At 62.8% G+C, this 25508-nt stretch carries 25 protein-coding genes; 8 read left to right on the plus strand and 17 right to left on the minus strand.

Annotation, left to right across the window (positions count from 1 at the left end; genetic code table 11):
• The first annotated feature begins 16 nt into the window (after window positions 1-16).
• From TNEU_RS02265 to TNEU_RS02280, 4 genes are all read left to right on the plus strand, one after another.
• Window positions 17-904, plus strand: coding sequence for a helicase HerA domain-containing protein (locus TNEU_RS02265; RefSeq protein ID WP_012349822.1), 888 nt, complete (start codon window positions 17-19; stop codon window positions 902-904).
• A 157-nt stretch (window positions 905-1061) separates the two neighbouring features.
• Entirely contained in the window at window positions 1062-2357 is a 1296-nt protein-coding gene (locus TNEU_RS02270) for a glutamine synthetase family protein (protein ID WP_012349823.1), read from the plus strand.
• Window positions 2357-3019, plus strand: a complete 663-nt coding sequence (locus TNEU_RS02275) for a class II glutamine amidotransferase (RefSeq protein WP_012349824.1) — start codon at window positions 2357-2359, stop codon at window positions 3017-3019. The genes TNEU_RS02270 and TNEU_RS02275 overlap by 1 nt, the downstream gene beginning before the upstream one ends.
• A 129-nt stretch (window positions 3020-3148) precedes the next feature.
• Entirely contained in the window at window positions 3149-4534 is a 1386-nt protein-coding gene (locus tag TNEU_RS02280) for a glutamate synthase-related protein (protein WP_012349825.1), read from the plus strand.
• Here TNEU_RS02280 and TNEU_RS02285 read toward each other — a convergent pair.
• A complete protein-coding gene (locus tag TNEU_RS02285; RefSeq protein WP_012349826.1) occupies window positions 4494-5618 on the minus strand; it encodes a glycosyltransferase in 1125 nt (374 codons plus the stop codon). The two genes, TNEU_RS02280 and TNEU_RS02285, sit on opposite strands and share 41 nt — an antisense overlap.
• On the minus strand, window positions 5615-6913 hold the full coding sequence (locus TNEU_RS02290; protein ID WP_245521974.1) for a hypothetical protein: 1299 nt from the start codon (window positions 6911-6913) through the stop codon (window positions 5615-5617). The genes TNEU_RS02285 and TNEU_RS02290 overlap by 4 nt, the downstream gene beginning before the upstream one ends.
• Here TNEU_RS02290 and TNEU_RS02295 point away from each other — a divergent pair.
• The gene (locus TNEU_RS02295; RefSeq protein ID WP_012349828.1) at window positions 6885-7412 is read left to right on the plus strand and encodes a hypothetical protein; all 528 of its coding nucleotides are present in this window, start codon (window positions 6885-6887) and stop codon (window positions 7410-7412) included. The genes TNEU_RS02290 and TNEU_RS02295 overlap by 29 nt on opposite strands.
• On the opposite strand, the gene TNEU_RS02300 is transcribed toward TNEU_RS02295, so the two are convergent.
• The 4 genes from TNEU_RS02300 to TNEU_RS02315 are packed head-to-tail and all read right to left on the minus strand — an operon-like array spanning window position 7378 to window position 11618.
• A complete protein-coding gene (locus tag TNEU_RS02300) occupies window positions 7378-8526 on the minus strand; it encodes a glycosyltransferase family 2 protein (protein ID WP_148682279.1) in 1149 nt (382 codons plus the stop codon). The genes TNEU_RS02295 and TNEU_RS02300 overlap by 35 nt on opposite strands.
• 14 nt (window positions 8527-8540) lie before the next feature.
• Entirely contained in the window at window positions 8541-9644 is a 1104-nt protein-coding gene (locus TNEU_RS02305) for a hypothetical protein (RefSeq protein ID WP_012349830.1), read from the minus strand.
• Window positions 9641-10903 (minus strand): hypothetical protein, encoded by a 1263-nt coding sequence (locus TNEU_RS02310; RefSeq protein WP_012349831.1) that lies wholly within the window; start codon window positions 10901-10903, stop codon window positions 9641-9643. The genes TNEU_RS02305 and TNEU_RS02310 overlap by 4 nt, the downstream gene beginning before the upstream one ends.
• Before the next feature lie 16 nt (window positions 10904-10919).
• Window positions 10920-11618 carry a hypothetical protein gene (locus TNEU_RS02315; RefSeq protein WP_012349832.1) on the minus strand — a complete coding sequence of 233 codons (699 nt, stop codon included), beginning with the start codon at window positions 11616-11618 and terminating at the stop codon, window positions 10920-10922.
• 66 nt (window positions 11619-11684) lie between these two features.
• On the opposite strand from TNEU_RS02315, the gene TNEU_RS02320 reads away from it, so the two are divergent.
• Both TNEU_RS02320 and TNEU_RS02325 read left to right on the plus strand, forming a co-directional pair.
• On the plus strand, window positions 11685-13634 hold the full coding sequence (locus TNEU_RS02320; protein ID WP_012349833.1) for a hydantoinase/oxoprolinase family protein: 1950 nt from the start codon (window positions 11685-11687) through the stop codon (window positions 13632-13634).
• Window positions 13631-15175 carry a hydantoinase B/oxoprolinase family protein gene (locus TNEU_RS02325; RefSeq protein ID WP_012349834.1) on the plus strand — a complete coding sequence of 515 codons (1545 nt, stop codon included), beginning with the start codon at window positions 13631-13633 and terminating at the stop codon, window positions 15173-15175. Before TNEU_RS02320 ends, TNEU_RS02325 begins: the two co-directional genes overlap by 4 nt.
• On the opposite strand, the gene TNEU_RS02330 is transcribed toward TNEU_RS02325, so the two are convergent.
• From TNEU_RS02330 to TNEU_RS02345, 4 genes are all read right to left on the minus strand, one after another.
• A complete protein-coding gene (locus tag TNEU_RS02330) occupies window positions 15172-15507 on the minus strand; it encodes a DsrE family protein (RefSeq protein ID WP_012349835.1) in 336 nt (111 codons plus the stop codon). The two genes, TNEU_RS02325 and TNEU_RS02330, sit on opposite strands and share 4 nt — an antisense overlap.
• Before the next feature lie 74 nt (window positions 15508-15581).
• Window positions 15582-16142 carry a PaREP1 family protein gene (locus TNEU_RS02335; protein WP_148682473.1) on the minus strand — a complete coding sequence of 187 codons (561 nt, stop codon included), beginning with the start codon at window positions 16140-16142 and terminating at the stop codon, window positions 15582-15584.
• Window positions 16143-16284: 142 nt separating this feature from the next.
• Complete coding sequence (locus TNEU_RS02340) at window positions 16285-16752, minus strand: hypothetical protein (protein WP_245521975.1); 468 nt, start codon at window positions 16750-16752, stop codon at window positions 16285-16287.
• A gap of 45 nt (window positions 16753-16797) precedes the next feature.
• Complete coding sequence (locus TNEU_RS02345) at window positions 16798-18399, minus strand: AAA family ATPase (RefSeq protein WP_012349838.1); 1602 nt, start codon at window positions 18397-18399, stop codon at window positions 16798-16800.
• A 61-nt stretch (window positions 18400-18460) separates the two neighbouring features.
• Between TNEU_RS02345 and TNEU_RS02350 the strand changes: the two genes are divergently transcribed.
• The gene (locus TNEU_RS02350) at window positions 18461-18949 is read left to right on the plus strand and encodes a PaREP1 family protein (protein ID WP_012349839.1); all 489 of its coding nucleotides are present in this window, start codon (window positions 18461-18463) and stop codon (window positions 18947-18949) included.
• 177 nt (window positions 18950-19126) lie between these two features.
• On the opposite strand, the gene TNEU_RS02355 is transcribed toward TNEU_RS02350, so the two are convergent.
• From TNEU_RS02355 to TNEU_RS02385, 7 genes are all read right to left on the minus strand, one after another.
• Window positions 19127-19702 (minus strand): PaREP1 family protein, encoded by a 576-nt coding sequence (locus TNEU_RS02355; protein ID WP_245522001.1) that lies wholly within the window; start codon window positions 19700-19702, stop codon window positions 19127-19129.
• A 121-nt stretch (window positions 19703-19823) separates the two neighbouring features.
• Window positions 19824-20225: a syntaxin domain-containing protein gene (locus tag TNEU_RS02360; RefSeq protein WP_012349841.1), complete on the minus strand. Its 402-nt coding sequence runs from the start codon at window positions 20223-20225 to the stop codon at window positions 19824-19826.
• A gap of 792 nt (window positions 20226-21017) precedes the next feature.
• Complete coding sequence (locus TNEU_RS02365) at window positions 21018-21986, minus strand: hypothetical protein (RefSeq protein ID WP_148682281.1); 969 nt, start codon at window positions 21984-21986, stop codon at window positions 21018-21020.
• A gap of 112 nt (window positions 21987-22098) precedes the next feature.
• Complete coding sequence (gene rfbC, locus TNEU_RS02370; RefSeq protein ID WP_012349843.1) at window positions 22099-22662, minus strand: dTDP-4-dehydrorhamnose 3,5-epimerase; 564 nt, start codon at window positions 22660-22662, stop codon at window positions 22099-22101.
• Entirely contained in the window at window positions 22652-23500 is an 849-nt protein-coding gene (gene rfbD / locus TNEU_RS02375; protein ID WP_187146730.1) for a dTDP-4-dehydrorhamnose reductase, read from the minus strand. Before rfbD ends, rfbC begins: the two co-directional genes overlap by 11 nt.
• Entirely contained in the window at window positions 23491-24453 is a 963-nt protein-coding gene (gene rfbB / locus TNEU_RS02380) for a dTDP-glucose 4,6-dehydratase (protein WP_012349845.1), read from the minus strand. Before rfbB ends, rfbD begins: the two co-directional genes overlap by 10 nt.
• Window positions 24450-25508: a glucose-1-phosphate thymidylyltransferase gene (locus TNEU_RS02385; RefSeq protein WP_148682282.1), complete on the minus strand. Its 1059-nt coding sequence runs from the start codon at window positions 25506-25508 to the stop codon at window positions 24450-24452. Before TNEU_RS02385 ends, rfbB begins: the two co-directional genes overlap by 4 nt.

Genomic DNA, 25508 nt, shown 5'->3' on the forward strand with positions numbered 1-25508 from the left:
AATCGCCCCGGTTTATGTGTGGATCTTGGCGGCTCTGGCGCTTCTAGCTCTCCTCCTCCTCACGGGGGAGGGGGTCCTCGTGGGGCTGAGGTGGGGGGTCCCCGTTTTCCTCCCCCTGGATAGACACGTGGTGGTTCTCGGCCCCACGCGGAGCGGCAAGAGCCGCCTGGCGAAGAAGATAGTGAGGAGGTCCGGCCTGCCGGCGCTTATCCTGGACTGGGTTGGTGAGTACGACCTGGGGCTGAGGGTTGACGCGAGGCACCTGAGGTACGACCTCAGGGGCTTCGACAAGAAGCTCCTCGCCGAGATCATCGGCCTCTCGCTCAACTTAAACGAGCCCTCCATCTACTTCCTCTACAGGGCTGTGAGAAACGCCGAGGTGAAGAGGATAGGGGACGTGTTGGAGGCGCTTGAGAGCTTCCTAGTCACGTCTAGGGCTGAGGTGGAGATGCGGGCCGCCATCGCCAGGAGGCTGGAGTACATCGTGGAGGTTCTGGAGAGGGGGAGGGTGCCTCTGGACCTCCTCCTGAGGCTGAGGAGGACGGTGGTGATCGACCTCTCCAGGCTTAGGCTCTACGAGGAGAAGGTGCTGGTGTCCCTCTTCGTCCTCGCCCTCCTGTACGACAGGGTTCAGAAGGAGGGCGTCTCCCGCCAGCCGAGGAAGCTCCTCGTCGTAGACGAGGCCCAGAACGTGATCAAGAGGGGGGACGTGGTTAGGCACCTTGTGTTCGAAAGCGCAAAGTTCGGGCTGAGGGTTCTGCTCGTGACCAACGAGGTTCCTCCCGACGACGTCCTCGTCCACTCCTACATCATAATCACGAGGCCGCACATGATGTACAAGCTACAGACCAAGAGAAGCGCCCTGGTGATCGACAACAAGGTGGTGGAGATGAAGATAGTATAGGCGCCGTGTTTTTCGTATATTTTCCAGCACAGCCCGGGTCTTCGATGCACATAATCCAGCCAGTCCGCGGGAATTCCGGCGGCCTTTTCTATATATGCGGTGAATCTATGTAAATAGGGTGTCCGAAAAACATATATTCCCTCCATCTCCGCCGTCTATGCAGGTGGAAGGGATTGACGTCTGGAGGGTGCTAAAAGGCGCTGGGGTGAAATACGTCTACTTCGTGATAGTGGACATCTACGGGAGGCCGCGCGTAGACATAATGCCGATCGACATGGCCAAAGACGCGTTTATCGACGGCGTTCCCTACGACGGCTCCTCCATCCCCGCCTACAGCACCGTCAACAGAAGCGACTTCGTGGCGGTGGTTGACCCATCCGCCGTCTATGTGGAGAGCTGGAACGGCGGGAAGGCCGCCTACGTCTTCACCAACACCCTCGACGGCAACGCGCCATCTCCACTGGACCCACGTAACGTGCTTAAGCAGGTCCTCGAGAGGGCGGAGAAACGCGGCTACCAGTTCAAAATCGGCGTGGAGGTGGAGTACTTCGTCGTCAGGGGCAACCCGCCGGAGTTGCCCGAGAAGGCTGGCTACTTCGACGTGCCGCCTGACGCGACGAGGAAGGTGGTGGAGGAGATCATGGAGAACTTCGCCGCGGCGGGCCTCGGCGAGACCAAGACGCACCACGAGGTGGCGCCGTCCCAGTTCGAGGTAAATATCCCATACGGCAACCCGCTGAAGACGGCGGACTCCATACTGATGTTTAAGACCATGGCCAGGGCCGTGGCGGCTAAACACGGCTACACGGTGACGTTTATGCCCAAGCCCTTCTGGGGCATGAACGGAAGCGGCGCCCACACCCACATATCTGTGTGGAAGGACGGCAAGAACCTGATGGCCTCCGTGAAGGAGCCCACCCAGGAGCTCAAGTGGGTGGTGGGCGGCATATTGAACAACGCCATATCTATATCCGCGATCGTGGCGCCCACCGTCAACTCCTACAAACGCCTAGTGCCTCACCACGAAGCGCCCACCCGCGTCGTGTGGGGCCTCGGCAACCGCTCCGCCATGGTACGCGTGCCATACTACGGCGGGAAGATAAACAGGATTGAGTACAGACACCCAGATCCCTCCATGAACCCCTACCTGGCCTTCGCCGCCGTGGTGCTGGCTGGGCTGGAAGGCCTAGAGAACAGGATAGAGCCGCCGCCCCCGGTCCAGGAGGTGGCCTACGACCTCCAGGGCGTTAGGGAGACGCCGCCTAACCTCGGCGCCGCGCTGAAGTACATGGAGGAGGGCAAAATCGCGAGGGAGCTACCAAGCGACTTCGTGAAGGCGTACCTCGGCGTGAAGCAGGCCGAGTGGCAGAGCTACGCCCAGCAGTACCAGTGGGAGAAGACCTGGAACACCATCACGCCCTGGGAGTACGAGCAGTATCTAACCACCGTCTAATGTGTAGAATTCTTTTTTCCCTTGGAAAACCCCCCAGAGAGATCCTCCTCGATTTTGTCCAGGTGTCCAGGAGGGACCGGACAATGGGCTGGAGCCACGGGTCGGGCTGGGGCGCGCTCTGGGCCCGCCCGGGGTCCTACGGCCTGTATAAATCCACGAAGCCCATATGGGAGGACTATGTAGAGCCGCCGGACGGATATATGCTGTATATACTACACAGCAGGTTGGCCTCCGTGGGCGAGCCGGCTCTGGAGAACACCCACCCCATCGTGAGGGGTAGATACGCCATTGCCCACAACGGAACTATAGACAAGGAGAGGTACAGAGCGGCTCTGAGGGAGGCGGGCGTGGAGGTGGGGGAGCTAGACGGCTCCACAGACAGCGAACTGCTGCTCAAGGCCGTGGTGGCGCTGGGCGGAGACGAAGCCGCGGTTAAAAAAGCCGCCGAGTTGGCCAAGCCCCATCTCGACCCCCAGGAGCCAGTGCTCAACTTCGTCTTCGTAGACCTGGCCGGCTTGGCCATCTTCTACACCTACAGAGGGGAGGAGCACCCCCACTTCGTGCCGGTGGAGAAAGACGGCGTGGTCGCCTCGGAGCCCCTAGGCGACGGCGGAGGCTGGAGGCCGCTGGAAAACGGCAAAACAGTGGTGGCGAAATTCTAGGAGAAAAACCGTTTATCCGAGACAAAGTACTTACACACGGGGGGCAGATAGATAGGTGGTGCCTATGGTCAGGCGGCTTCTCTGTACTTTGTATACGTAGTGTAGAAAACGGTGGCTGTGTTGCCCCATATGCTTCCGCTTGCCAAGCTCATCCTTAGGCTTAGGGGGCTCTACTTCGGAATAAGGGGCTTCAAGGAGTTTTTCGAGGACTACCCAGTGGACGAGATAGCCCACCGGGCGCTCCGGGGGAAAGAGGCGGTGTATCCCTTCGGCCTCCTCGCCTCCTATGGAAGCGCCGTGCTCGGCGCTGGGGTACACAGGAGGGGGTGCCCCCGCTTCTACACCCTCGACGACATCCAGCTGATGCCCCCCGCCTTCACCCCCCTTAGGCTTAAGAAAGCCGCCGAGTTGCTCCGGGAGCCGACCTTCGCCGACGTCAGCACCGAGACCTGGGTGGGGGGCTTCCCCGCGTCTATGCCCGTGGCGGTGGGGTCCATGGGCTCCACAGACGTCGCCAGCAAAACAGCCATCGCTATTGCTAAGGCGGCGGCCAAGGCGGGCATCCCCCTCGGCATCGGGGAAAACGTCGCCACAGTGAGGGGGTACTCCAGGAGGATCACCAGAGGCCACCCCTCCTTCAAGGAGCGCCTCCTGGCCTATTTGACCAACATGGGGAAACACGGGGGTGTGTTTATCCAACAGAGCGTGGAGGACGCCTACGACGAGCTGTGGAACAGAGTCTACAGCGATAAGGACTTGGAGCAGTACGTGGAGGAGGGGAGGATCGGCTTCGAGATAAAGGTGGGCCAGGGGGCCAAGCCCGGCCTCGGCGGCGTCATCAAGATCCCCAGGGAGCAGGCGGAAAAGCTGAGGCAGAAGTATCTAATAGATTACGACGGCGGGAAATACGCCACGCGCTACTCCGTCCCAGGCACCTTCACAAGGGAGATACTGGCGGGCGCCATAAGGTTTATGAAGACTGCCTATCCAAAGGCAAAGATCTGGATCAAGCTAGGGCCCTTTAGAGACGCCGCCGAGGTGATAGAGGTGGCGAGCAGAGAGGGGGCAGACGCCGTGGTGGTAGACGGGAAGGAGGGCGGCACGGGGATGGCCCCCACCGTCGCCCTAAAGGACCTGGGCTACCCCACGGTAGTGGGGCTGAAGTACATAAAAGCGGCTAGAGAGGCGGGGGTGAAGACCTCCCTCCTCATCGCCGGCCGGCTCTACAACGGCGGACACGTGGCCAAGGCGGTTGCCCTAGGCGCAACGGCGGTCTACATGTCAAGACCCTTCCTAATAGCGGCGTTGACAAAGGGAGAAGAGGGCGTGTTGAGGTACATAGAGTCGCTCAAGGTGGAGCTCCAGATGGCCGTCTCCGCCCTCGGCAAATACGACGTCAAAGACCTAGCCCCCGAGGACGTAGCCGCCGCTGCCAAGGACCTCGCCGAGATGCTGTCAATCCCCTATATATACGCTAGCCCTCCAAAACCTTTAGAAGCCTTTCAGCAAGCCTAACCCCGTCGAACCTCCTAAGGGCGTACTCCCTATTTCTAGCCCCAAGCTCCGCCGCGTCCGCCGCCAGAGCCCACTCCAGAGCCTCCGCCAGCGCGTCGGCGTCCCCCGGAGGGACAAGCCTAGCCCCGGGCGCGCCCCCCACCACCTCGGGAAGACCTCCGACGTCTGAAGCCACGACCACCCGCCCCCTCACCAAGCCCTCCAGAGCGGCGTAGCCAAAGGGCTCCCACCAGAGGGAGGGGACAGCCACCACGGAGACTGACCTGTGCACCTCCTCCAGCTCCCACGGCGTTAGGTCCCCAAGCGCCACCACGCCAGGGGGGCGGCTTCTCAGAGCGGAGGCCCGCGTCATATACAGCCTCGCCCCCCCGCCGAGGCGCGCCCACGCGCGCAACAGCACGTAGACCCCCTTCCATGGGCTCAGCCCGCCGAAGTAGCCCACCGCCCTACCCCCCGGCGGGAGATACTGCAGAGGAGGCGCCGGGTTGTACACCACGTGGCTCCTGGGCACGTCGCCGAAGTGTTCGGCGAAGAGCCTACGCTGCGCCTCAGATACGAACACCAGCGCATCCGCCCGCCTCACGGCCTCGGCAAACAGCGGGTTGAACAAGCCGTTTAACACCTGCGAGGCAACCGCCCTCCAGAGGGGCCGCCCCAGCCACCTCTCCTGGAGGTGTATACACCCCCAGCAACTCCTCGTCTCAGGGCGGCAGACGGAGCCCCCCCTCGCGTTGTAAAGCGTCCCCACGGGACAGGCTGGGTCGTAGCTGTGTAGGTGGACAACCGCCCTCCTACCCATCCTCTTCGCCAGAGGCACCAGCTCCCAGTAGGCCGAGGCGAAGTAGGCCACGTCGCACCACTCCAGCGCCCTCCTAGCCCCAAGCGGCGGGGCGTGGAACTTCCTCGTCCCCGCGCCCCCCAGCTCCGCCACATCAAGCCCCTCCCACCTCGCGCCCCCCCGCCTCACGTAGACCCTAACTCTGACCCCCAGCTCAGCGAGCAACCTCGCGTAGAGGTACGTGGCGAGCTCCGCGCCCCCCTCCCCCAGCGGCCAGAGGGATTCGGAAAAAACGGCGACCTTCACCCCCTATACAGCGCGGTGCTGCCCCAGCTGGCGACCCTCACGCCCGGCGGCGGGCCCACCTCGCGTATACACGGCATATACCACTGGCGGGGGTCGGGAGGCGTATACACGTAGAAGTCGGCCCGCGTCCACCGACAGGCCGTCAAATTCACCCTAACGTCGGGCCTGTAGGCGTAGGCCAGGGGGAGGAGCCACGGGTCAAGGCTCCACTGCACCTCCACTGTAGAGTTGCTGGGGAGAGCCGCCAGCACGGCGCGGTAGGCGTCGAGCTGGCCCGGCGTGATCCTATCCACCGGCTGGTAAAGCCCAGGCAGAGCCCCGAGAGCCCACGCCCAGCCTCCCGCGGCTGGGAAGGCTGAATACGCCGCAAGGGCCAGCCCCGTCCAGCCGGAAGCCGCCGCCGAGGCCGGCAACAGAAGAGCCGCCACTCTGTACAGCCTCTCCCCGTAGGCGGAGCTCGCCGCCCCAATGACGAGCAACAGAAGAGACGCCGCGGCCAGAGGAGCTACAGCCCTCTTCCTAAGCCCCAGGAGGGCGAGCGGTATTAGGACCGCAGGCGAGGAGCCGTAGAAGGCGTAGACCAACCCCCACCCGGGGTCCCAGGGCATCGGCGGCGCAGAGGCCGCCTGCCCCGCCAGCTCCAGCACTGAGAGGGCCTTGTGCCAGAGGAGCACGGCGACGAGGGCGATGTAGACGGCGAGGGCCAGCCGGGCCCTCCTCCCGCCGTAGACTGCGTACATCACCGAGAGAAGCCCGCCGTAGGCAACGCCGAGGTAGTTGGTAAAGATAGAGGGCGCCAGCGCGGCGACGGCGGCGGCCGGCCGCCCCCTGGCGTAGAGGTAGAGCGACAGCGGGACAAACACCAGGAGGACCGTCTTATCCGCGATCTGGCCGTCGACGAGGCCGGCCAGAGTTCTCACCGAGGCCGTCACGAGGTAGAACGATGCGAGGAACGGCGCCGGGACCCCCGCCGCCTTGAAGTAGAGCCCGTAGAGCGCCACGCCCAGGAGCGCCAGCGCGGCGGCGTATACGGCGAAGGCCCTCCCCAGCGCCAGGGGGTCCCCCCAGAGGAGACCCAGGAGGTGGGGGATGCCGGGGTACTCCCAGGGAGTTGTGAAAACGGCGGCTGGGTCACCCCTGAGGAGAAGGGCGAAGTAGACGTGTATGGGGTAGTCGTCTCCCCGTGGGAGCCATGACGCGTTGAGCCACAGCTGCTGTAAGTAGAAACACAGATAAGGGATATATAGGGGGAGCATTACATAGCCAATGCGGGGCCACCTCATCACGGCAGCCACAGCAGCCGCCTTCACCGCGGCCGCCCTAATAGCGGTCCTAGCGCCGCCCATAGACCTCCTGGAGCGGCTGAGGGCCGGGGTCTACACCGCCTACTTCTCCTGGGGCCTCGTGGCGGCTGACGGAAGCCACGCCTACGGCGTAGTCCACGGCTACAAATTCGCGGTGAACCTCTGGCGGGCTGTGATATGCGACCCCGAGGGCCGCTGCACCTCGCAGGAGATAAACGCCATATCGCTCTACCTCAGCCTCAAGGCCGCGGGGAAGCTCAACATAGAGGACCTCGGCGGTGGGTGCTACAAGGTCCTCCTCAAGCCGACGCAACTCGCCGGGAGAACCATCGCCTTCGACGGGAGGCTCTGCCTCGCCCCAGACGGATCGCCGAGGGAGGTGTCCGGGGTGCTCCAGATAGACGGCCGCCCCCTGGACGTATCCGGCACACCGCAACGGGTTATCCATGACTTCCCTATGTCTGACTTCCTCGCTGTCCACGGCGGCTGACCACCGCGGCGTCGACGAGTAGCGCAACGACGGCGCCCGCCAAGGCGTAGTAGGCCCACTCGGCCAGCTTGTTAGCTGTTGCGGCGTCGCCGACCCCCAGGTAGTACGCCGCTACGGCTAGAAGCGCCATGAAGGACAAGACAAGCCCCCTCCCCACGTGGAGAAGCGGCGTCTCCGCCTCGCTCCCCTCAGCCGAGGCCGGCGCCGCCGGCGGCGCTGGCTCGGGCATGGGAGGGAGGCAGTCGGTGGGGAGGCGTAGATCCCTCCTCCTCACGGCGGCTTGAAGCCTCAACACCGCCGTGGCCAGCGGGAGCAACGCCACAGATAGGGCGCCGAGCATCAACAGGATCAGGGAGAGGAGGCCCAGCATGTAGTGGGGGACGCCTTGGTAGAAGAACCTATACGCCACCCACGACCCCAGCGCGACGCCAGGCACGAGGAGAAGCGCGCCGAGGAGGGATAGGGAAAGGGTGGGGTTGAGGCGGTATGCAAGCGAGAGGGACTTCAACGCGATGGATAGGCCGTGCCAAGGCCTCAGCTTCTTCTTTCCGACCCTCCTCCTGTACCCGATCTCCACCTCGGCCACCCTAGCCCCGGCCGCCAGAGCCTTCGCGAGGAGGTCAACCTCTAGGTCGAAGCCCCTGGCCTCGAGAGCGGCGTCTCTAAGCACCTCCGTCTTGGCGGCGTACATCCCAGTGAGGGGGTCCCTTATGTCTACGCCGAAGAGAAGCCTGAAGAGCCAGCCCAAGGCCCCGTTGCCCAGCTTGTACACAAGGGGCATCTCGCCCCTTCTAGCGCCGAGGACGACGTCGTAGTGGCGGAGGAGGGGCAACAGCTTTTTGAGGTCCTCAGCCGGATATGTATAATCGGCGTCTAGAAAAGCCACGTAGGGGGTGTCGACGTACATGAGGGCCGTCCTCACGGCCATCCCCTTCCCCCTGCCCATCTGGGGGACCACTCTAACGCCAAGCCTCTTCGCCACCTCGACGCTACCGTCTGTGGAGCCGCCGTCTACCACCAAGATGTTGCTGAACCCCGCCGCCCTAAGCTCCTCAACTACCCGGGGGAGGGCCTCGGCCTCGTTTAAAACTGGAAGCACAACGGTTATACACACGTCGTGCCGAAAACTCACCCTTTTAAGTATATAAGCCTGTAGGCCGACTCGACAGGCCCCTCCAGGGGGCAACCGCAGGCGAAGGAGCGGGCGTACCTCAACGCCCACCCCCAGTCTAGGCCGAAGAAGTAGACCTGGATAAGGTACGGAACTGCGGCGAGAAGCGCGAAGGCCCAGAGGGGCCTCAGCCTGGCGAAGGGGAGAACAGCGGCGAAGTGCCTATATACAAACCCGGCGTATTCCTCCGGCGCCCGCGCCGTGAGGAGAGCCCCCAAGACGCCCGCCAGAGGCACCACGCCGGCTCTACCCGCCGAGACCGCGGCGGACAACACAACGGCCAGCTCCAGCGCCAGCTTTATGTACCAGAACCACTCCGCCCTAAAAGCCAGCTTCTCCACGACCGAGAGGAGGTCCGTCCCCGGTATACGCCAGAGGAGCGACGTGAGAACCCAAGACTGGGGAGCCAGGAGGGCCAGAGGCGCCAGGAGCAGCGACCAGGGCGCGCCGTACAGCGCCACGAAGAGCAGAGCCACCGCCCCCCCGTAGATGTGAAACCCGGCGGCAAGAGCCGCAGAGAGGAGGGCTAACCCCCAGCGCCTCTGCTGGGCGAAATACGCCGCCGTCCACGCCAGAGGCATGGCCATGGCGAAATGCCCAAACACCAGGGGCTCCGGCGCCAGCAGAGGCCACAGGACGGCCCCCCTCCCCCACGCCTCCGCCAAAGCCCTAGAGGCCAGGGCCGCTACGCCAACTGCGAAAAGCGTGCCCTCAACCGCCAGCTCAAGCGGCGGCATGTGAGGGAGGTAGGTAAGCGGGGCGTAGGTCCTCCACACCGGCGAAATCTGCGCCGCGTACCAGAGAGCCTCGTAGTAGGGGATGGGGCGGCCCGCCAGATACGGCAGGAGGAGGAATTTGCCGAAAGCCGCCGCGAGGGCGTAGAGGGCAAGTCTGTCGAGCTTAAGGCCGCGCGCCGCCGCCACAGCCGCCAGAGCCGCGGCGGCGCCGAGAGGCGGGCTAAAGCCGTACAGGACGTATAGGAGGTAGGCGGCGAGGACGCCGTAGGCCGCGCCCCACCTCCCCCCGACCGCCAAGCCGCCCAGTAGGGCTAAGACGATCACGGCGCTTTAGACAGCACCATCTTCACCAGACGGGCGTAGTCCCCCACGCGGAAAAGCCCAGATATGTGCAAAACGGCCACCGCCCCGGCCGCCGCCGCAAGCCCCCCCACGGGGCCTAGGAGGTAGGCAAGGGGCGCCAGCGCCGCCGTTAGGACGAGACCCCCCGCGAGGGGCCGCCTGGGCAGAGACCTCAGCGAGAGGAGGAAGGGCGGGAGGAAGCCGGCCGTCAGCGCTATGCCGGGAGGAAGCAGAGCGGAGGCTGTCGCCACCGAGGCCGAGCCAACCGCGCCGAGCACGGCCAGATCGCCCCACCGCCTCTCCACGTTGTACACAGCCGACGCCATAGACACGGCCGTCAGCTCCACCACAGCCGGCATCGCCGCCGCCAGCGACGCCGCCTCCCCCGCATATTCTCTGCCAAGTAGCGACATCAGGAGGGGGGAGGCGCCGGCCGCCGCCACAGCCAGCGGGACGTTTACGCCGAGGGCCGCCCTGAGCCCCCTCTCCGCCAGCGACGTGCCGCCCTCCACCATCACAGGCACGCTGGCCTGGGCCAAGGCGCCGGCCACCGAGGAGGCGGCGAGAACCGCCATGGCGAGGAGATACAAAACCCCGGCCTGCCCAGTGTTCCCAAGCGCCCCCGCCACCACGACGCCCAGCGAAACGGCGAACCCAACCGAGAAGTTCACAGCGTAGTTGCTGAGGCCAGCCGCGAGGAAGTCCCCCCAGCCCCCCGGCCTAGAGAGGCCCACCCGCGCAGCCGCGTAGATCCCCGCCGCAACCGCCGAGGCCAGAGAGGCGGCTGTGAAGGCAAAAAGCGGGGGGGCGGCGAATGGAAGAGCCAACTTCAGCACAGCCCCCACCAGAGCCGAGTAGAAGTACCCCGCAGAGGAGCCGGAAGCCACCAGAGCCCCGGCGGCCGCCCCAAAGAAGAGGGAGGAGGCGAGGAGCAACGGCGCCCAGTCGAACCCCAGCGCCGCCAGGGCCCCGCCCCCCGCCAGCGAGAGGAGGGCAGCGGCCACATAGGCTGTGGCCAAAGCGGAGCCGCCCCTCTCCGGCACAAACCTAAGCGTGTAGCTCTGGAGACCGATGTTCAAAAGCGCAGAGGCCACGTTGGCCGCCGCCACCTCATACGCCGCCGCCCCCAGGCCAGCCCTCCCCCCCAGCCTCGCGGCGATGCTCCAAAACACAAGGCCAGACAACGTAGTAGCCGCCGTGGCTGCCGTGATCCAAGCCGCGCTTTTTACAGCCCTCTCCACGCCCCAGAGACGCCCCCTATATAAATAGGTAGACGAAGCCCGTTGCCGTTATGAGTAGTCCCATGGCGGCGTCTAGGAGGCGCTGGTTTCCGGAGCAGCTGACGAGGCGTTGGCCTAGGAATATCCCCAGCCCCGCCACGAAGCCCCCCATCACCACCCGGTGCTTAAGCTCCACGCTTAACGCCACCTCACTAACCCTAGCCGCCGGGAGGAGAGCCTCAAGCTCTCTAACAAACGCCCTAGCGAGGGCAAAACTAGCCGCTGTTCCAATAAACACATCTAGCACGCCAACTAGGAAGTTTAACGCAACTCGGGCCGCCGGGTGCTTGAGGTGGAACTCCCTCGGCCCCCACGCGGCGTCTGCCAGCAACCTCCCGCCGGTGGCGAACATGGCGGCGGCTACGAGGTATTTGAGGATGGGAAGGGGGAGGAGTAGGAAGGCTAGGAATCCGGCGGCTATGCCGGCTAGCGCCGTGAGCGACCCCACCCGGAATATAGGCCCCTGCACCGCTTTTCGAGACGCGGCTAGGTTCAGCGCTATGGCTACAGCCGCCGCGATGGCGAAGCCAAGCAACACGGCGAAGGGGTCCTCCCCCGCGAAAATCAACACAGGAAAGAGGACGATGCTTGCGTAGGCCCCCTCTCTACTAGCCGTAGAAAGAGCGCCGGCAAAAAACCCAGCGTAAAACCACAAGGCAACCCTCCCCCAATCCACAGCGGCGGGAGAAAACGAATATAAAACAATTTCGCAAAGGTTTTATCCCCGCGACTCTTTACAGAAATGCCGCGGCGGATCGTGGCGGTGGACGTCGGGGGGACCTTCACGGACTTCGTCGCAGTGGACGAGACGGGGGCGGTGAAAACCCTCAAGATGTTGTCCACGCCGAGGGAGCCGGAGAGGGCCGTGGCGGAGGGGCTGTCCAGGCTGGACTTCGGCGAGGTTCTCCACGCCTCCACCATCGGCACAAACGCCCTCCTCGGCCAGATGGGGCTGGAGCTTCCCAAGGTTGCGCTCTTCACCACGAGGGGCTTCCGCGACGTGATAGAGATAGGGCGGCAGAACAGGCCTAGGCTGTACGACCTCTACTTCGCCAAGCCACGCCAGCTTGTGCCAAGGGAGCTCAGGTTCGAGGTAGACGAGAGAACGCTGGCAGACGGCACAGTGGAGAAGGCCGTCGAGCCCACTGAGGTGGAGGCGCTGGCCGCCCGCGCCCGATCCATGGGCGCCGTAAGCGCCGCGGTGGCCTTCCTCCACTCCTACGCAAACCCCAGCAACGAGAAAGCCGCCAAGGAGGTGCTCCAGAGGTGGTTCAGCTACGTCACCGCGTCGCACGAGGCGGCGCAGGAGCCTAGGGAGTACGAGCGCTTCTCCACAGCCGTCGTCAACGCGGCTTTGATGCCGCTGGTAGGACGCTACCTGTCCCGCCTGAGGGAGTTCGTAGAGGGCAGAGGCGGGTCGCTCTACGTCATGTCCAGCTCCGGCGGACTTGTGACAGTTGAGGAGGCCGCCAGGAGGCCTGTGCAACTGGTAGAGTCGGGCCCCGCGGCCGGCGTCGTCGCCGCGGCTGAGCTGGCCAAGCTGGCGGGTGAGGCCAGAGTAATCTCCTTCGACATGGGAGGAACGACGGCGAAGGCCGGCACGGTGGTGGACTTCCAGCCGTCCATCACCACAGAGTACGAGGTAGGCGGGGAGAGCCACAGAGGGAGGCTTGTCAAAGGCTCGGGCTACCCTGTGAGGTTCCCCTTCGTAGATCTGGCCGAGGTGTCGGCGGGCGGGGGGACGGTCATATGGAGAGACGCGGGAGGCGCCCTCAGGGTGGGGCCCATAAGCGCGGGGGCGGACCCAGGGCCCGTCTCCTACGGCAGGGGAGGCACCCAGCCAACGGTCACAGACGCAAACCTAGCCCTGGGCAGAATCCCGGAGGCCTTGGCCGGCGGCGCGCTGAAGCTCAACGCCAAAGCCGCATTAGAGGCGTTGGGCAAGCTGGGCGACCCAGTCGACGTAGCTGCAGACGCGGTAAAGCTTGTGGATGTGGAGATGGCGAGAGCCATAAGGCTGGTCACGGTGGAGCGGGGTCTAAACCCGGGGGACTTCGCGCTTATGGCCTTCGGCGGGGCGGGGCCGCAACACGCCGCGGAGCTCGCCGAGGAGGTCGGCATAAGCCGCGTGTTGGTGCCCCCCCTCCCGGGGGTATTCACCTCGCTGGGCATGCTCATGGCCGACTTCCGGTTCGAGGCCAGGATGGCCTACCCCAGAGACCTGGAGGGCGGGTTTAGACGGCTGGAGGAGGAGCTGGCCCGGTACCGCCCCGACTACTACGTGAGATATGCCGACGTTAGATATGTGGGGCAGGGCTGGGAGCTCACGATCCCACTAGGCCAAGATCTCACGCCACAGGCCGTCAGGCGGGCCTTCGAGGAGAAACACAAGGCGACCTACGGATTTGTCCTAGACAGGCCGGTGGAGGTTGTGACGATACGCGTGTTCGCCGTCGTGAAGAGGCAGAAGCCGAAGCTCCCACAGCCGCCGGAGGGGGGAGACCCCGCGCCGCAGGAGAAGGAGGTCTACTTCGACGGCTGGACTAAAGCCGCAGTTTACAACAGGTCGGAGCTACCGCTGGGCTACCGGGTGAGGGGCCCAGCGCTGATCGTCGAAGACTACTCCACCACGGTGGTGCCGCCGAGGTGGGAGGCGGAGGTGAAGAGGTACGGACTTGAGCTGAGGCTATGAGGTGGGAGATCATCTACAAAGCCACTGAGTACATCGCCGAGGAGGCCGGGATCGCGCTGAGGAACTCCGCATTCTCGCCCAACATCAGAGAGCGCATGGACCACAGCGTCGCTGTGGTAGACGCAGAAGGCCGCGTCGTGGCGCAGGCCGAGCACATACCGGTCCACCTGGGGTCCCTCCACGTCGGAGTTAGAAACCTGCTGGGGGCCGTCGAGGAGCTGGGGGAGGGCGACGCCGTTTTAACCAACGACCCGTACATCGCCGGGACACACCTCAACGATGTCCTCCTGTTGTACCCAGTCCACTGGCGGGGGAGGCTCGTCGCCTACATAGCCTCGAAGGCGCACTACGTAGATGTGGGAGGGCCCCTCCCCGCGTCGCTTAACCCACGGGCGGAGACCATATACGAGGAGGGGGTCGTCATACCGCCCGTGAAAATACTGAGGCGGGGGGAGCTAAATAGGGAGGCCCTGTCTTTCATCCTGGAGAACTTCAAAACGCCGGAGGCCGCGCGGGGCGACCTAGAGGCTCAGCTCGCAGCCTCGCGCGTCGGCGCGGCTAAGGTGAGAGAGCTCTTCGAGCGCTACGGCGAGAGGGTGCTAGACGCCTGGAGAGAGGCCGTGGAATACGGCAGGAGGCTGGCCCTAGGCGAGATTTCCAGGTGGCCCCGGGGGAGGTACGAGGCCGTCGACTATCTCGACTGGAGGGGGGAGCTACTGCCCATTAGAGTTGCGCTCGAGGTGGGAGAGGGCGGGGTGAGGGCGGATTTCACGGGGACGGCGAGGCAGGCCGAGGCCCCCATAAACGCCGTCTTCGGGGTGACCTACTCCGCGGCGGCTTTCGCGGTTAGGGCGGCGCTGGCCGCCGACGTGCCGACAAACCACGGCTTCTACAGCGTTGTGGAGGTGGAGGCCCCCCTGGGCACCATAGTCAACCCCGTGAAACCCGCGGCGGTGGGCGCCGGCAACCTGGAGACAAGCCAGAGGGTGGCGGACGCCGTCTTCATGGCCCTCTCCAGGGCACTGCCGGGGAGGATCCCCGCGGCGGGCTCCGGCACAATGATGAACGTGATGATCGGAGGCGTCTGGAGAGGCAGATACTGGTCCTACTACGAGACAATAGGCGGCGGGACAGGCGGGCGGCCCAACAGCCCAGGCGTCTCCGGCGTCCACGTCAACATGACAAACACCCTAAACACCCCCATAGAAATAGCGGAGAGGACATACCCCATCAAGTTCACCGCCTACAAGATACGCGAGGGGAGCGGAGGCCCCGGCAGATACAGAGGCGGAGACGGAATAGTCCGGGCCTTCAAGACGCTGGCCCCCGCCACCCTCTCGATAATAGCCAGCCGCTTCGACACCCGGCCGTGGGGGCTAGAGGGCGGCTGCCCCGGAAAGCCGGCAAAAGCCCTAGTCAAGAGGCGGGGCGGAGAATTCGCCATAAGGTCAGACACGGTGTACCTCGACGAAGGCGACGAAGTCGTGATAGAGACGCCAGGCGGAGGAGGCTACGGCCCCCCAGACCAGCCCTGCGATTAAGGCTTGACGTATATATAGCCCTGCTGAACCAACTCCACAATTTTCACGATGCCCGCAGGCACAACCTCCGCCTCTGCCACAAGAGACGAGGGGTCAATCCCCAAGTTCCTAAGCGCGTTGCTACAGACGTAGAACCTCACCCCCCTCCTAGCCAGCGACGCGATCCTCTCCCCAAACTGGGACCCCCTAACGAAGTGCCTCACCCCAGGCCCGTTAGCCACCAGAGCCACCTCCCCCCGCCCAACAGCCGCGAGAAAGTTCTCCGCATTAGACAACGCAATAGACATCGGCCCCACATCATCGCTATCCACATGAAGCAACAGCCTATACACGACCCAAAACACCCACACCCAAATAAACGTTACCGCCTACAAAACGCCACCCCCCGAAAAACCCACTACACCCCTCACCCGCCGAAGCCCAACGCCCTCCTTAGGCCGGCCAAAGCCTCCCCAAGCTCAGACGTCCACCCCACCCTCGTCCTCAAACCCTCCACCCCCTTCGCCAGTTCCGATATTAGCAAGACGACGTCTCTCGCCGCCTCCTCCCTAGAAGTGTACTTCGAGAGGGCGCCGTCCGGGTCCGGCCCGTGGTACTGGTAGTCGTGGAGATCGAGGGCTACAGCCGTATAAGGCGAAACGCCAGCGTGCCCCACCTCTTCGAGCATCTGTGAGAGTCTTTTCATTTTGGTTGTGGGGAGGCGGGGGACGGCCGTGGACTCCAGCCAGCGCCTCTCCTCCTCGCTCTTGGCGGCGGCCTTGAGTCTTTCCAGCTCTAGCCTCATGAGAGCCGCCATGTACGCCCTCCACGCCTGGAAAGCCTTCCCCGCCGCATTCCTCACGAGACCGCGTTGTAGGAAGTCAAGGGCTAGCTTGGCTTCGACGAGAGCCTCAAGAAGACGCGCCGCGACGTACCCCTCCTCCGTGGGCCTAGGAAGAGGTCTCTCCAAAAACTCGGCAGACACCACAAAAAGATACACAGCTTTTAAAAAACTATAGACCTAGGACAACTGCGTCACAAGCCCCGATTGGCGCGCTCAGCCACGGCTTGAGACTCACGGGCTGGCGACACATCAACTACAGGGCCGACGCACCTGAACGCCTTAAACCTCAGAGAACTTCCGCATAGCCGGTTATAGAGTCGTTGCAGTATAGTATTCTCAGCTGTGTGCCGCTTGGCTTGTATCTAGAGCGCTCTCTACGCACGAGCGTAGCGACCCTCTGGAACACCTCCATCGGGATCACTACTACGCAGTTCTTGACAACCCCCACCCCCCTCCTACTAGGCGAGTTGAACCTGTTTACCACCTCCTCGGCCCACCTGAGGCAACTCTCGCACTTCTGCCTAAGCGTATCGGGGTTCAGCGCATCATCTGCTTTATTCTTATCGACAGCTATTCTTTTGAGCTCAACTGAGTAGATCTCCACATAGTTGTCTCTTCTAAGGACAACGACGCAGTCGCAATGCGGCCCCTCAGCTACTGCCTCCTCGCCGTCTGCAAACAGAATCGTGACTCCCCTATCCGACAGCGCCACTGAGCAGTCGTTTTCTCCGCAGATGCAACAGCGCCTACCCACGTTGGGCGTCTGAAGGCAGTCAGGCCGCAGACCCGGCATATTTGCTCACCTCCGGCGGCTCGCAAGGCGAAAGGCCCAATCGGTGAGCTCGTCGATTACCCTGCTTATCCCAGGTACCTCCTTGCCGAGCACGTCCTCCGGCCTCACAGCCGCCACCCTGCCCTCTCTTGTGAATTCGTAGATCCTCAGGTCTACGGCGGCCTCCGCCACGGCCCCAGCCAACACGTCAACGCCCTCCTTCACATGGGGCAGAACCCTCGCCAGCAGCTCCACAACCCATTGCCTGTCCGGCCTCTGCACCGCCAGCTGGCTCATGGTGATGGCCAACAGATCGCTGTGTGTGGTAGCCACGACCCTACACCCGCACAGAGCCGGTAGCGAGACTAAGAAGAGCGCCATCGCTATCTGCGCCCCGGGGTGCAACTGGGCCTCGGGCTCCTCGACAAGCACCAGAGATCTACCGCCCACGCTCAGCAGGGAGAAGAGAAGGCCGGCGACCTCGCCCACAAGAGCGGAAGACAGCCGAATCTCGACAAGCGACCCACGCCAGTCCCTGTACATCACCCTCCCTGCGGCGCCCGGCACCAGCCTGCCCTCCAGCAGAGGCGCGGCGGCGTCGAGAACCCTCGCCCCCGCCTCGTCGAGCCACTCCAACAGACGCCTCCGCCCCTCGCTCGCCCAGTAGACATAGCTCGCCAACACGCCTGGATAGAACTCCTCAACCAACCTACGCAGGTACACAGGCCTGGCATACGGCTCCCTAGAGGCGCTCTCCAGCGCCAAGACGAGCACACTTCTGCCAAAAGGAACAAAACGCAGCCCCTCAAAACCAAGGCGGCTCCTCAAAGCGCCGCGGACGCCCCCCACCACAGCACTAGAAAGATAGGCAGCCGACCTGCGCACAACCTTAGACACCAACTCCTCCACATACTCGTCCAACGCCTTGGACAAACCCCCATCGGTTTTCTCCACGCGGCCGGCGCCCCCCGGCGAGAAAGCCCGCGTATCTATGCGGAACTCAAGCCACACACTCGACCTCCCACCCACCCCAACATCAAAGTGAAGACTCACCGAGGACGAGAACAGCAGACGCTCCAACTCATCACCCCCACAACCCAACCTCCTAAGTACTTCACCTGCCTGCCCAAACCACCCCAACGGATACCGGCGCTCCGCCTCAACACGGAGTCTCTGCGCGCCCACAACATCAAGCGGCTCGAGCGGCTCAAGCCGCACCGCGTCCACCCCCCTCACAGGCACAAGCTCGGCCATAAAGCCGTAAAACGCGTCCACAGCCATCTGCCTCAAGACACCCACGTCCACCGCCCACTCCATCGGCGGACCTCTAACGACAACAGAGCCCCCGGCCTCAGCCACCTTAAGACCCACCTCGCCCATCCGCCCCAAAACGGTACGAGCCTCTTCAACCCCACCCGACCTCAAAGCCGCAACCAGCTCAACCACCCCAGAAACCAACCTCCGGACGCTCGACGACGCCTCCGCCCGGAACTCGCGCTCTAGATACTCCGCAATCCTAGCCGACAGCCTCCTCTCCACACGCCCAGCGGCGTACCTGTCAAGAGGCGACAGCTTCGCATAGATTGCCCGCAGAGCGTTTACAATGGGCCTGGGCTCCGCCGTCTGCAAACCGGCGAATCGCCCTCAGAGAGCTACAAAGATATTAATACGTGTAGCGTGGGGAAGTTCAATGTCGGCTCTGACCCTCCCGCGCAACATCGCCGAGCGCGTCAGGGAGGAGGCGAGGAGGCTTGGGATGAGCGTCGAGGAGTACCTCGTCGACCTGCTCACCCAGGGCCTCGACCCCCGATCCCGCGCCGAGGAGTACATAAACGCGGCGAGGGACCTCCTGGAGCAGGCCAGGGAGGAGCTGGAGAGAGGCGACGTGAGGCAGGCCGCTGAGAAGCTGTGGGGCGCCGCCGCCCTAGCCGTGAAGGCCTACGCGGCGTGGAGAGAGGGGCGGAGGCTCGCCAGCCACGGCGAGCTGTGGGAATACAGCACAGTCCTCCGCAGAGACCTCGGCAGGTGGGCCGCAGACGCGTGGAACGCCGGAAACGCCATGCACACGTGCTTCTACGAGGGCTGGTGCAGGAAGGAGCACGTGGAGGACGCCATTGAGGAGGTGGGGAAGCTGGTAAGAGAAGTAGAAACCAGAATCAAGACCGGCCAGACGCAGTAGCGCCAGGCACCCCTCACCCGAAGGCAGACCCCAGCCACCGGCGGCAACCGCCACAAACAACAAACCCAGCTACAGAAACGGCGGAGCCCCCACGAGGCCCCCCTCAGCCACCGCAACCGCCGAGATGCCACCGAGACGACAAGGCCACCGCCCTACAGAACCCCAAACCACCCGGAGCTACCCAACGCCACCCCCCGAAGGCCCCCCAAGGGCCCCCTTGACCTCCTCCAAAGCCCTCTCCAGCTCCCCCGTCCACTTGACCCTTGTCTTCAGGGCCTCCACACGCCTGGCCAGCTCGCGCAACAGCGCCACGACGTCTCTCGCCGCCTCCTCCCTAGAAGTGTACTTCGAGAGGGCGGCGTCTGGGTCCGGCCCGTGGTACTGATAGTCGTGGAGGTCAAGAGCCTTGTCCACAACAAAAGACAAGCCGACATGCCCCACGTCCTCGAGCATCTGTGAGAGCTTTTTCATCTTGGTTGTGGGGAGGCGGGGGACGGCTGTGGATTCGAGCCAGCGCCTCTCCTCTTCGCTCTTGGCGGCGGCCTTTAGCTTCCCGAGCTCAAGCCTTAGGAGGGCCGCCATGTACGCCCTCCACGCCTGGAAGGCCTTCCCCGCCGCGTTCCTCACCAGGCCGCGCCGCAGAAACTCCAGCGCAAGCCCAGCCTCCACAAGAGCCTCAAGAAGACGCACCGCCACATACTCCTCGCCGGTAGGCTTAGGAAGAGGCCGCTCCAAAACCTCCCCAGACACCACAAAAAGATACACAGCTTTTAAAAACTTTAGAGCTCGGCCATCCACCTCATCCACGCACAAGTCGGGAACTGAAAGCCCTGCCCTAGGACGAGGCTGGACTATCTAAACCACCCACTTCTGGCTAAGCCCGCCCCGCCTTCAACAGCTCCACCAAGAGGCGCTGGATCTCCAGCAGGGTCTTCTGCACGTCGTCTATACGGGCGCTTAGGGCGTCAATCCGCCTGTTTGTCTCATCAATTCTCCTGCTTAGGCTCTCCGCCACCGTGTCTATCCTCTTGTTTAGGCTTTCTGCCAGCGCGTCAATCCTCTGGTTTGTGGCGTCGATCCTCTGTTCTAGGCGTGTGATTTCTCCTCTTATCCCTCCCAGCTCGTTTACGATGGTGCCGAGGTACAACAGAAAGATGTCTTCTGTGGAGAGCTTTTTGCCCTCTCTTAGCTTCTCCACCACCTTGTCCACGGCTGTTCTGAGAGCCTCCTGCGCAACGGCGCCATGGAGTCCATAGCACACCCCCCACGGCCACATATAGACATAACGCCGGCGAGGAGGAGGAAGGCCGCCTTTATAAGCCGCTGTAGGACCGGGCTGGCGCGGAGACCGGAAGAGCCAAGCGCGAGGCCCAGGAAGGGGCGAGCGGTCGACGCGGGCGCCTGGAGACTGGCCCGGGGGCACGTATGCGGCACAGAGCCGACGACCTCGCCCGCGATCTGTAGGCCCCGGGCGACGCCCTTGACGCCGTCTTTACGGCAGTCGGTTATAACCGGGGCCGCTTCTCCGCCAAAAACAAGGCCGTCCTTAGGGCTTACGTCCTCTACAAAGCGAGGTTACGTAGACGCTACGGGTAACCCCGCCGCCACAGCGCCCGGAGGCCCCAGGCCCAATGCGGTCAGCCATACTCACCACATCGCCCGAGCCGGCCGCGCCCCCACAGGCGCATCTGCACGGCCACCACTCCTCACACCACAGTTGACAGCTCGAAAAACCGCGCGGGCGTCTATGTGAGGATTCCCAAAGAGCGCCAAACGCTATCCAGAGCCCACAAGCCCCCGAGCGCCTTTAAAAGGATAACCAACCGACCGACGAACAAAGCCCCAGACTCCGCCCTCGCCAAATCCCCATTTTTAAAAACCTCGCCCCCATCCGCCTCAAAGCTCCTCCGATCATTGGCTCCCGCTGAAGAAAAACGAGGCAATTTCGCCGTCACCTAGAGAAATGTCGGAGAAGAGCCTGCCCCTCCCCAAGTTGGCGATGCTGTTTCGGCAACCACTCCTATAGGCGCATCTACAACCACAAGGCATCTCCGCAATTCACCAATTGTTAGACAGGTGGTGGATAGAACCCCCAGTAATTCTCTATATCGGCGTAAAATCTCAATTCTATTATTTTTTCTCTCATTCGTTCATATTCTCCACTCGGTATTGAATGCCAAAGCAGTAGGCTTATGTAATTAGTATAGACGGCAAACGCTCTCGGAGCCCACGTTTTCGCACCATGCATAAACTCGTTTCTCCAATTGCGAAGTATAGCACGCCAATTTGAACCGTAAATATCCCAAATCCCCTCAATAACCTTATTCATTTCTTGGATATCTTCTCGGAGAGTTTGTGGAAGACGCGGCACGACCTTCTCCTCAAATATTGATAGTATTCGCCCCAGAGTTTTCTTTCCCCCGATCTCTCTTTTAGTCTCGTCGTCTCCATACAATTCGATGAGTAGCTTGACAACCGTTTCGAAGGTAGCCGCCGCTATTGGTATTCCAATGACGAACTTATTTGAAATAATCTGTTTGACATGTCTATTTACAACCGAATCTACTACCCTATTAAGGATAACCCCCTCACGTGTCTGCGGCGTATAGCCTAACCTCGATAAACACAAGTGAAATAGAAGGTATAGAAGTTCAATAGACTCTCTTTCACGAAGAGCCTTAAGCAAGGGAGAGCTGTTTTCAAAAAATCTAAACACCTCTGCGCTCCAAGCCCAGTACTCATAATGATCCCAATTGATTTGTATCTCAAGAGTTTTTGTTAAATATATCGCAAGCCTTCTAAGTATACGCAAGGGAAGCAGAGGTATTGCAGGCGGAATAGCTGGGTTTTCCCTATTAAGAACGGGAAGTCTCGCCCTAAGAGTGAATTCATGTTCTATAGGAGTTACATTATCCTCAGCATACATCTGCTCAAAACTTGAAACATTAATGTATCTCTTACCCTCAGTTTTCCATTTTTCAACGTATTCATTACATACACTCCTTATAACAACTTCAAGACCAAAGTCGTCATTCAAACTTCCCATATATAGCTACAATATTTAAAAGCCTCCCCTCCAGCGTCTCTGTGTAATCCACAACAAGCCTGATTGTGTTGGACACAATCACCACAGTAGAGGAGAAAAAGAGTCATATGGGGTATTCGAAGTTGGTCTCTGCCTCCCTAAGCGGCGGGCACCTCCGGTCCTTCTCGCTGAGGATTGCGTCTCCTATGGGCCAGGGGATGCCCACCTCGGGGTCATCCCACCTCACGCAGCGCTCGTGCTGCGGGCTGTACTCCTTAGTCATGAGGTACATGAAGAGGGTGCCGTCTTCCAGCGCCTGGAAGCCGTGGGCGAAGCCCGGCGGAATCCACAGAAGCCTCGGCTCGTCGGCAGACAGCTCCACCGCCACGTACCTCCCAAACCAAGGCGACCCCCTCCTAACGTCGACGGCCACGTCCAGGACCCGCCCCCTGAGGACAGTCACCAGCTTCCCCTGCTCAGCCGGCTTAAGCTGGTAGTGGAGCCCCCTCACCACCCCCCGCCGCGACATGCTCACGCTCACCTGCACAAAGTCGTAGGGCACGCCCCCCGCCAGGAAGTCGGTGCGCTTGTAAAGCTCGGCGAAGAACCCCCTCTGGTCGGGGAAGACCACAGGCTCTATGAGAATTACGTCCGGGATCTCAAGCCTCTTGAAGCTCCTAAACGGCATACTTCACGAAGTGCCTAAGGGCCTCCCTCAGCGGAGGCAGGGACAGCCCCATAGACGCCGCCCTAGACGTGTCCAGGCTGGAGTCCCGAGGCCGCCTAGCCGCCAGCCGCGCCTCAGACAGCCTCGCCGGCTTCACAAGGCCCCTGTCCACCCCCAGGGCCTCCGCCAGAGCCACCGCGAACTCGAACCGGGTGGCGGGCTCCCCAGCGATGTGGAGAACCCCCTCCACATCCCGCTCCAGAAGATCCGCGAGGCGCTCCGCCAGAAACGGCACATACGTCGGCGAAAGCCTCTGATCCACAAAAGCCCTCACCTCCTCCCCCCGCCTGAGCCTCAGAAGAGCCTCAACCCCAAAGTTCCTCTTCCCATGAGGGCTCACCCCAAAGAGCCCGCTCACCCTCACCACCACCCCACCCCTCGCCAACACAGGCCCCTCCCCCAGCAGCTTAGACAAGCCGTAGTAGTTCACGGGGTTGGGGACGTCCCCCTCCCTATACATCCCCCTCTCCCCGTCGAACACGTAATCCGTCGAGATGTACACCACCCGCCTAGCCGCCCTAGCCACCGCCAACGTCGCCAGGAAGTTAGCCCTATACGCCCTCGCCCGATCCACCTCACACCCATCCACGTCCGTATAGGCAGCCGCGTGGACCACCACGTCAGCCTGACGCACCACCTCCGGAACCCCAGCCTCAAGATCAGCCCTCACCCACTCCACCCCCTCCAGCCCCCCGCCCCTCTCCCGGTACACCCCATACACCCTATACCCCCTCTCCGCCAGCTCCCTCGCCACCCACCACCCCAGCAGCCCCCCAGCCCCCGTCACCACTACCTCCATGGCTCATCCGCAAGCACGTACTCGTCCAGGAGGGGGCGCCACCACCACTCGTTCTCCCTATACCACTCCACGGTCCTCCTAAGCCCCTCCTCAAGAGACACCTCAGGCCTCCACCCCAGCCCCCTCAGCCTGTCGCAACGCATGGCGTACCTCATATCCTCCCCCGGCCTCCCCCGCACGTACTTCACAGACCCACCCAGCGCAGAGGCGATCCTCTCCACCACCTCCCGCACAGACGCCGGCTGCCCCGCACAGACGTTGTAGATGCCCCCGTCCACCCCCCGCTCGATGACCACCTCCAGCGCCCGCACGAAATCCCCCACATAAAGCCAATCCCTCACCTGCCGCCCATCCCCATAGATCGTGGCGGGCCTACCCAACAGGAGCCGCACAATGGTGCGGGGGATCAGCTTCTCCGGATGCTGAAACGGCCCGTAGTTGTTACAAGGCCTAACAATCCTAAACCTAACCCCATACGTCCTCCCATACGCCTGCACCAGCAGGTCCCCAGCGGCCTTAGAGGCGGAGTAGGGGCTACTGGGCCTCATAGGCCAAGACTCGTCCGCCTCGCCGCCGCCTGCGAGATCCCCATACACCTCGTCCGTAGAGATGTGGACATAGAGAAAGCCAAGCCTCCGCGCCGCCTCCAGAACCGAATACACCCCCCAGACGTTAGTCGTAAGAAAAGGCGCCGGGTCGTTAATAGAGCGGTCCACGTGCGTCTCCGCCGCAAAGTTAACCACCACATCCGGCCTAAACCGCGACAAGACGTAGAAGAGGAGCTCGAAATTCGCCACGTCCCCCCTCACAAACTCCACCTCCACCCCCCTAAGGTTCTCGAGACGCCCCGCATACGTCAGCTTATCGTAGACAAGCACCTCGCCGCGGCCCGCCACATGCCTCACGAAGTTACTCCCCATAAACCCAGCCCCTCCGATGACCACCACCCTCATAGCTCCACCCGGCTAAAGTCCGAGATTATAAGCCTTGCCTCCCCCCTAAGATCCCGCCGCGACCTCACCACGCTACGCCTACCCAACACGCTGTCCACAAGCCTAAGCCCGCCCACCTCCACCTCCGCCTCGCTGAGAAGAAGAGACCGCGACGCGCCTCCCGACGCCAGGCGCGCCCCCGACTCCAGCGACACGTAGTGCTCCACCACCGCCCCCCGCCCCACGTACGCCCCCGGCCCCACGTAAGCCGGGCCGAACACCCTCCCCTCAACCACGGCCCCCTTTTCCACGACCACCCGCCCCAGCACCTCCCCCCGGACCTCCCCCTCCACCCTCGCCCCCGCGTGGTCAAGGAGAAGATACACCGCCTCCAGAAGGCCCTCCGGCGTCCCCACGTCCTTCCACCAGCCGTCAACGAAGTCAAACCCCACCCTCCTCCCCCGGTCGATAAACCACTGGATGAGATCCGTCACCTCGTACTCCCCCCTCCACGACGGCTTAAGCGACGAGAAAGCCCTCGCCACGTCCTCCGGATCCCTAAACATATACACGCCGACCACCGCCAAGTCCGAAATCGGCTCCCTAGGCTTCTCCACCAGCTTAACCACCCGGCCGTCCCTAAGGACGGCCACCCCAAACCGGCTCGGGTCGGGCACCCTCGCCAGGAGGATGTAGACGTCGAAATCCCCCTCCAAAAAGGCACGCACGTGGCGCTTGATGCCCCCCGCCAAGATGTTATCCCCCAGATAAACCACAAAGGGGCCCTTTAACTCGGGCAACGCCAGGCTGATGGCGTGGGCGATCCCCAGCCGGCGCTCCTGCCAGAAGTAGCGCACCCGCACCCCCAGGCGAGAGCCGTCCCCCAGATGCTCCTGAATCAGATGCCCCAGATACCCCACAACCACCCCCACCTCCGAAACCCCAGCCTCAGCAAGGTGGACGATGGGGTATTCGATCATCGCCCTACCCAGAAGCGGAATGAGGTGCTTCGGAGTAGAAAAAGTAAACGGCCTAAGACGCGAGCCCTCACCCCCGGCAAGAACAAGTCCGAACAT

The organism is Pyrobaculum neutrophilum V24Sta (assembly GCF_000019805.1).
Lineage (GTDB): Archaea > Thermoproteota > Thermoprotei > Thermoproteales > Thermoproteaceae > Pyrobaculum > Pyrobaculum neutrophilum.

Bases quoted from the DNA above. Each gene is read 5' to 3' on its own strand.
- TNEU_RS02270 (WP_012349823.1), top strand. From the start codon at position 1,062: ATGCAGGTGGAAGGGATTGACGTCTGGAGGGTGCTAAAAGGCGCTGGG.
- TNEU_RS02275 (WP_012349824.1), top strand. From the start codon at position 2,357: ATGTGTAGAATTCTTTTTTCCCTTGGAAAACCCCCCAGAGAGATCCTC.
- TNEU_RS02280 (WP_012349825.1), top strand. From the start codon at position 3,149: ATGCTTCCGCTTGCCAAGCTCATCCTTAGGCTTAGGGGGCTCTACTTC.
- TNEU_RS02295 (WP_012349828.1), top strand. From the start codon at position 6,885: ATGCGGGGCCACCTCATCACGGCAGCCACAGCAGCCGCCTTCACCGCG.
- TNEU_RS02320 (WP_012349833.1), top strand. From the start codon at position 11,685: ATGCCGCGGCGGATCGTGGCGGTGGACGTCGGGGGGACCTTCACGGAC.
- TNEU_RS02325 (WP_012349834.1), top strand. From the start codon at position 13,631: ATGAGGTGGGAGATCATCTACAAAGCCACTGAGTACATCGCCGAGGAG.
- TNEU_RS02350 (WP_012349839.1), top strand. From the start codon at position 18,461: ATGTCGGCTCTGACCCTCCCGCGCAACATCGCCGAGCGCGTCAGGGAG.
- TNEU_RS02360 (WP_012349841.1), bottom strand. From the start codon at position 20,225: ATGTGGCCGTGGGGGGTGTGCTATGGACTCCATGGCGCCGTTGCGCAG.
- rfbC (WP_012349843.1), bottom strand. From the start codon at position 22,662: ATGCCGTTTAGGAGCTTCAAGAGGCTTGAGATCCCGGACGTAATTCTC.
- rfbD (WP_187146730.1), bottom strand. From the start codon at position 23,500: ATGGAGGTAGTGGTGACGGGGGCTGGGGGGCTGCTGGGGTGGTGGGTG.
- rfbB (WP_012349845.1), bottom strand. From the start codon at position 24,453: ATGAGGGTGGTGGTCATCGGAGGGGCTGGGTTTATGGGGAGTAACTTC.
- TNEU_RS02385 (WP_148682282.1), bottom strand. From the start codon at position 25,508: ATGTTCGGACTTGTTCTTGCCGGGGGTGAGGGCTCGCGTCTTAGGCCG.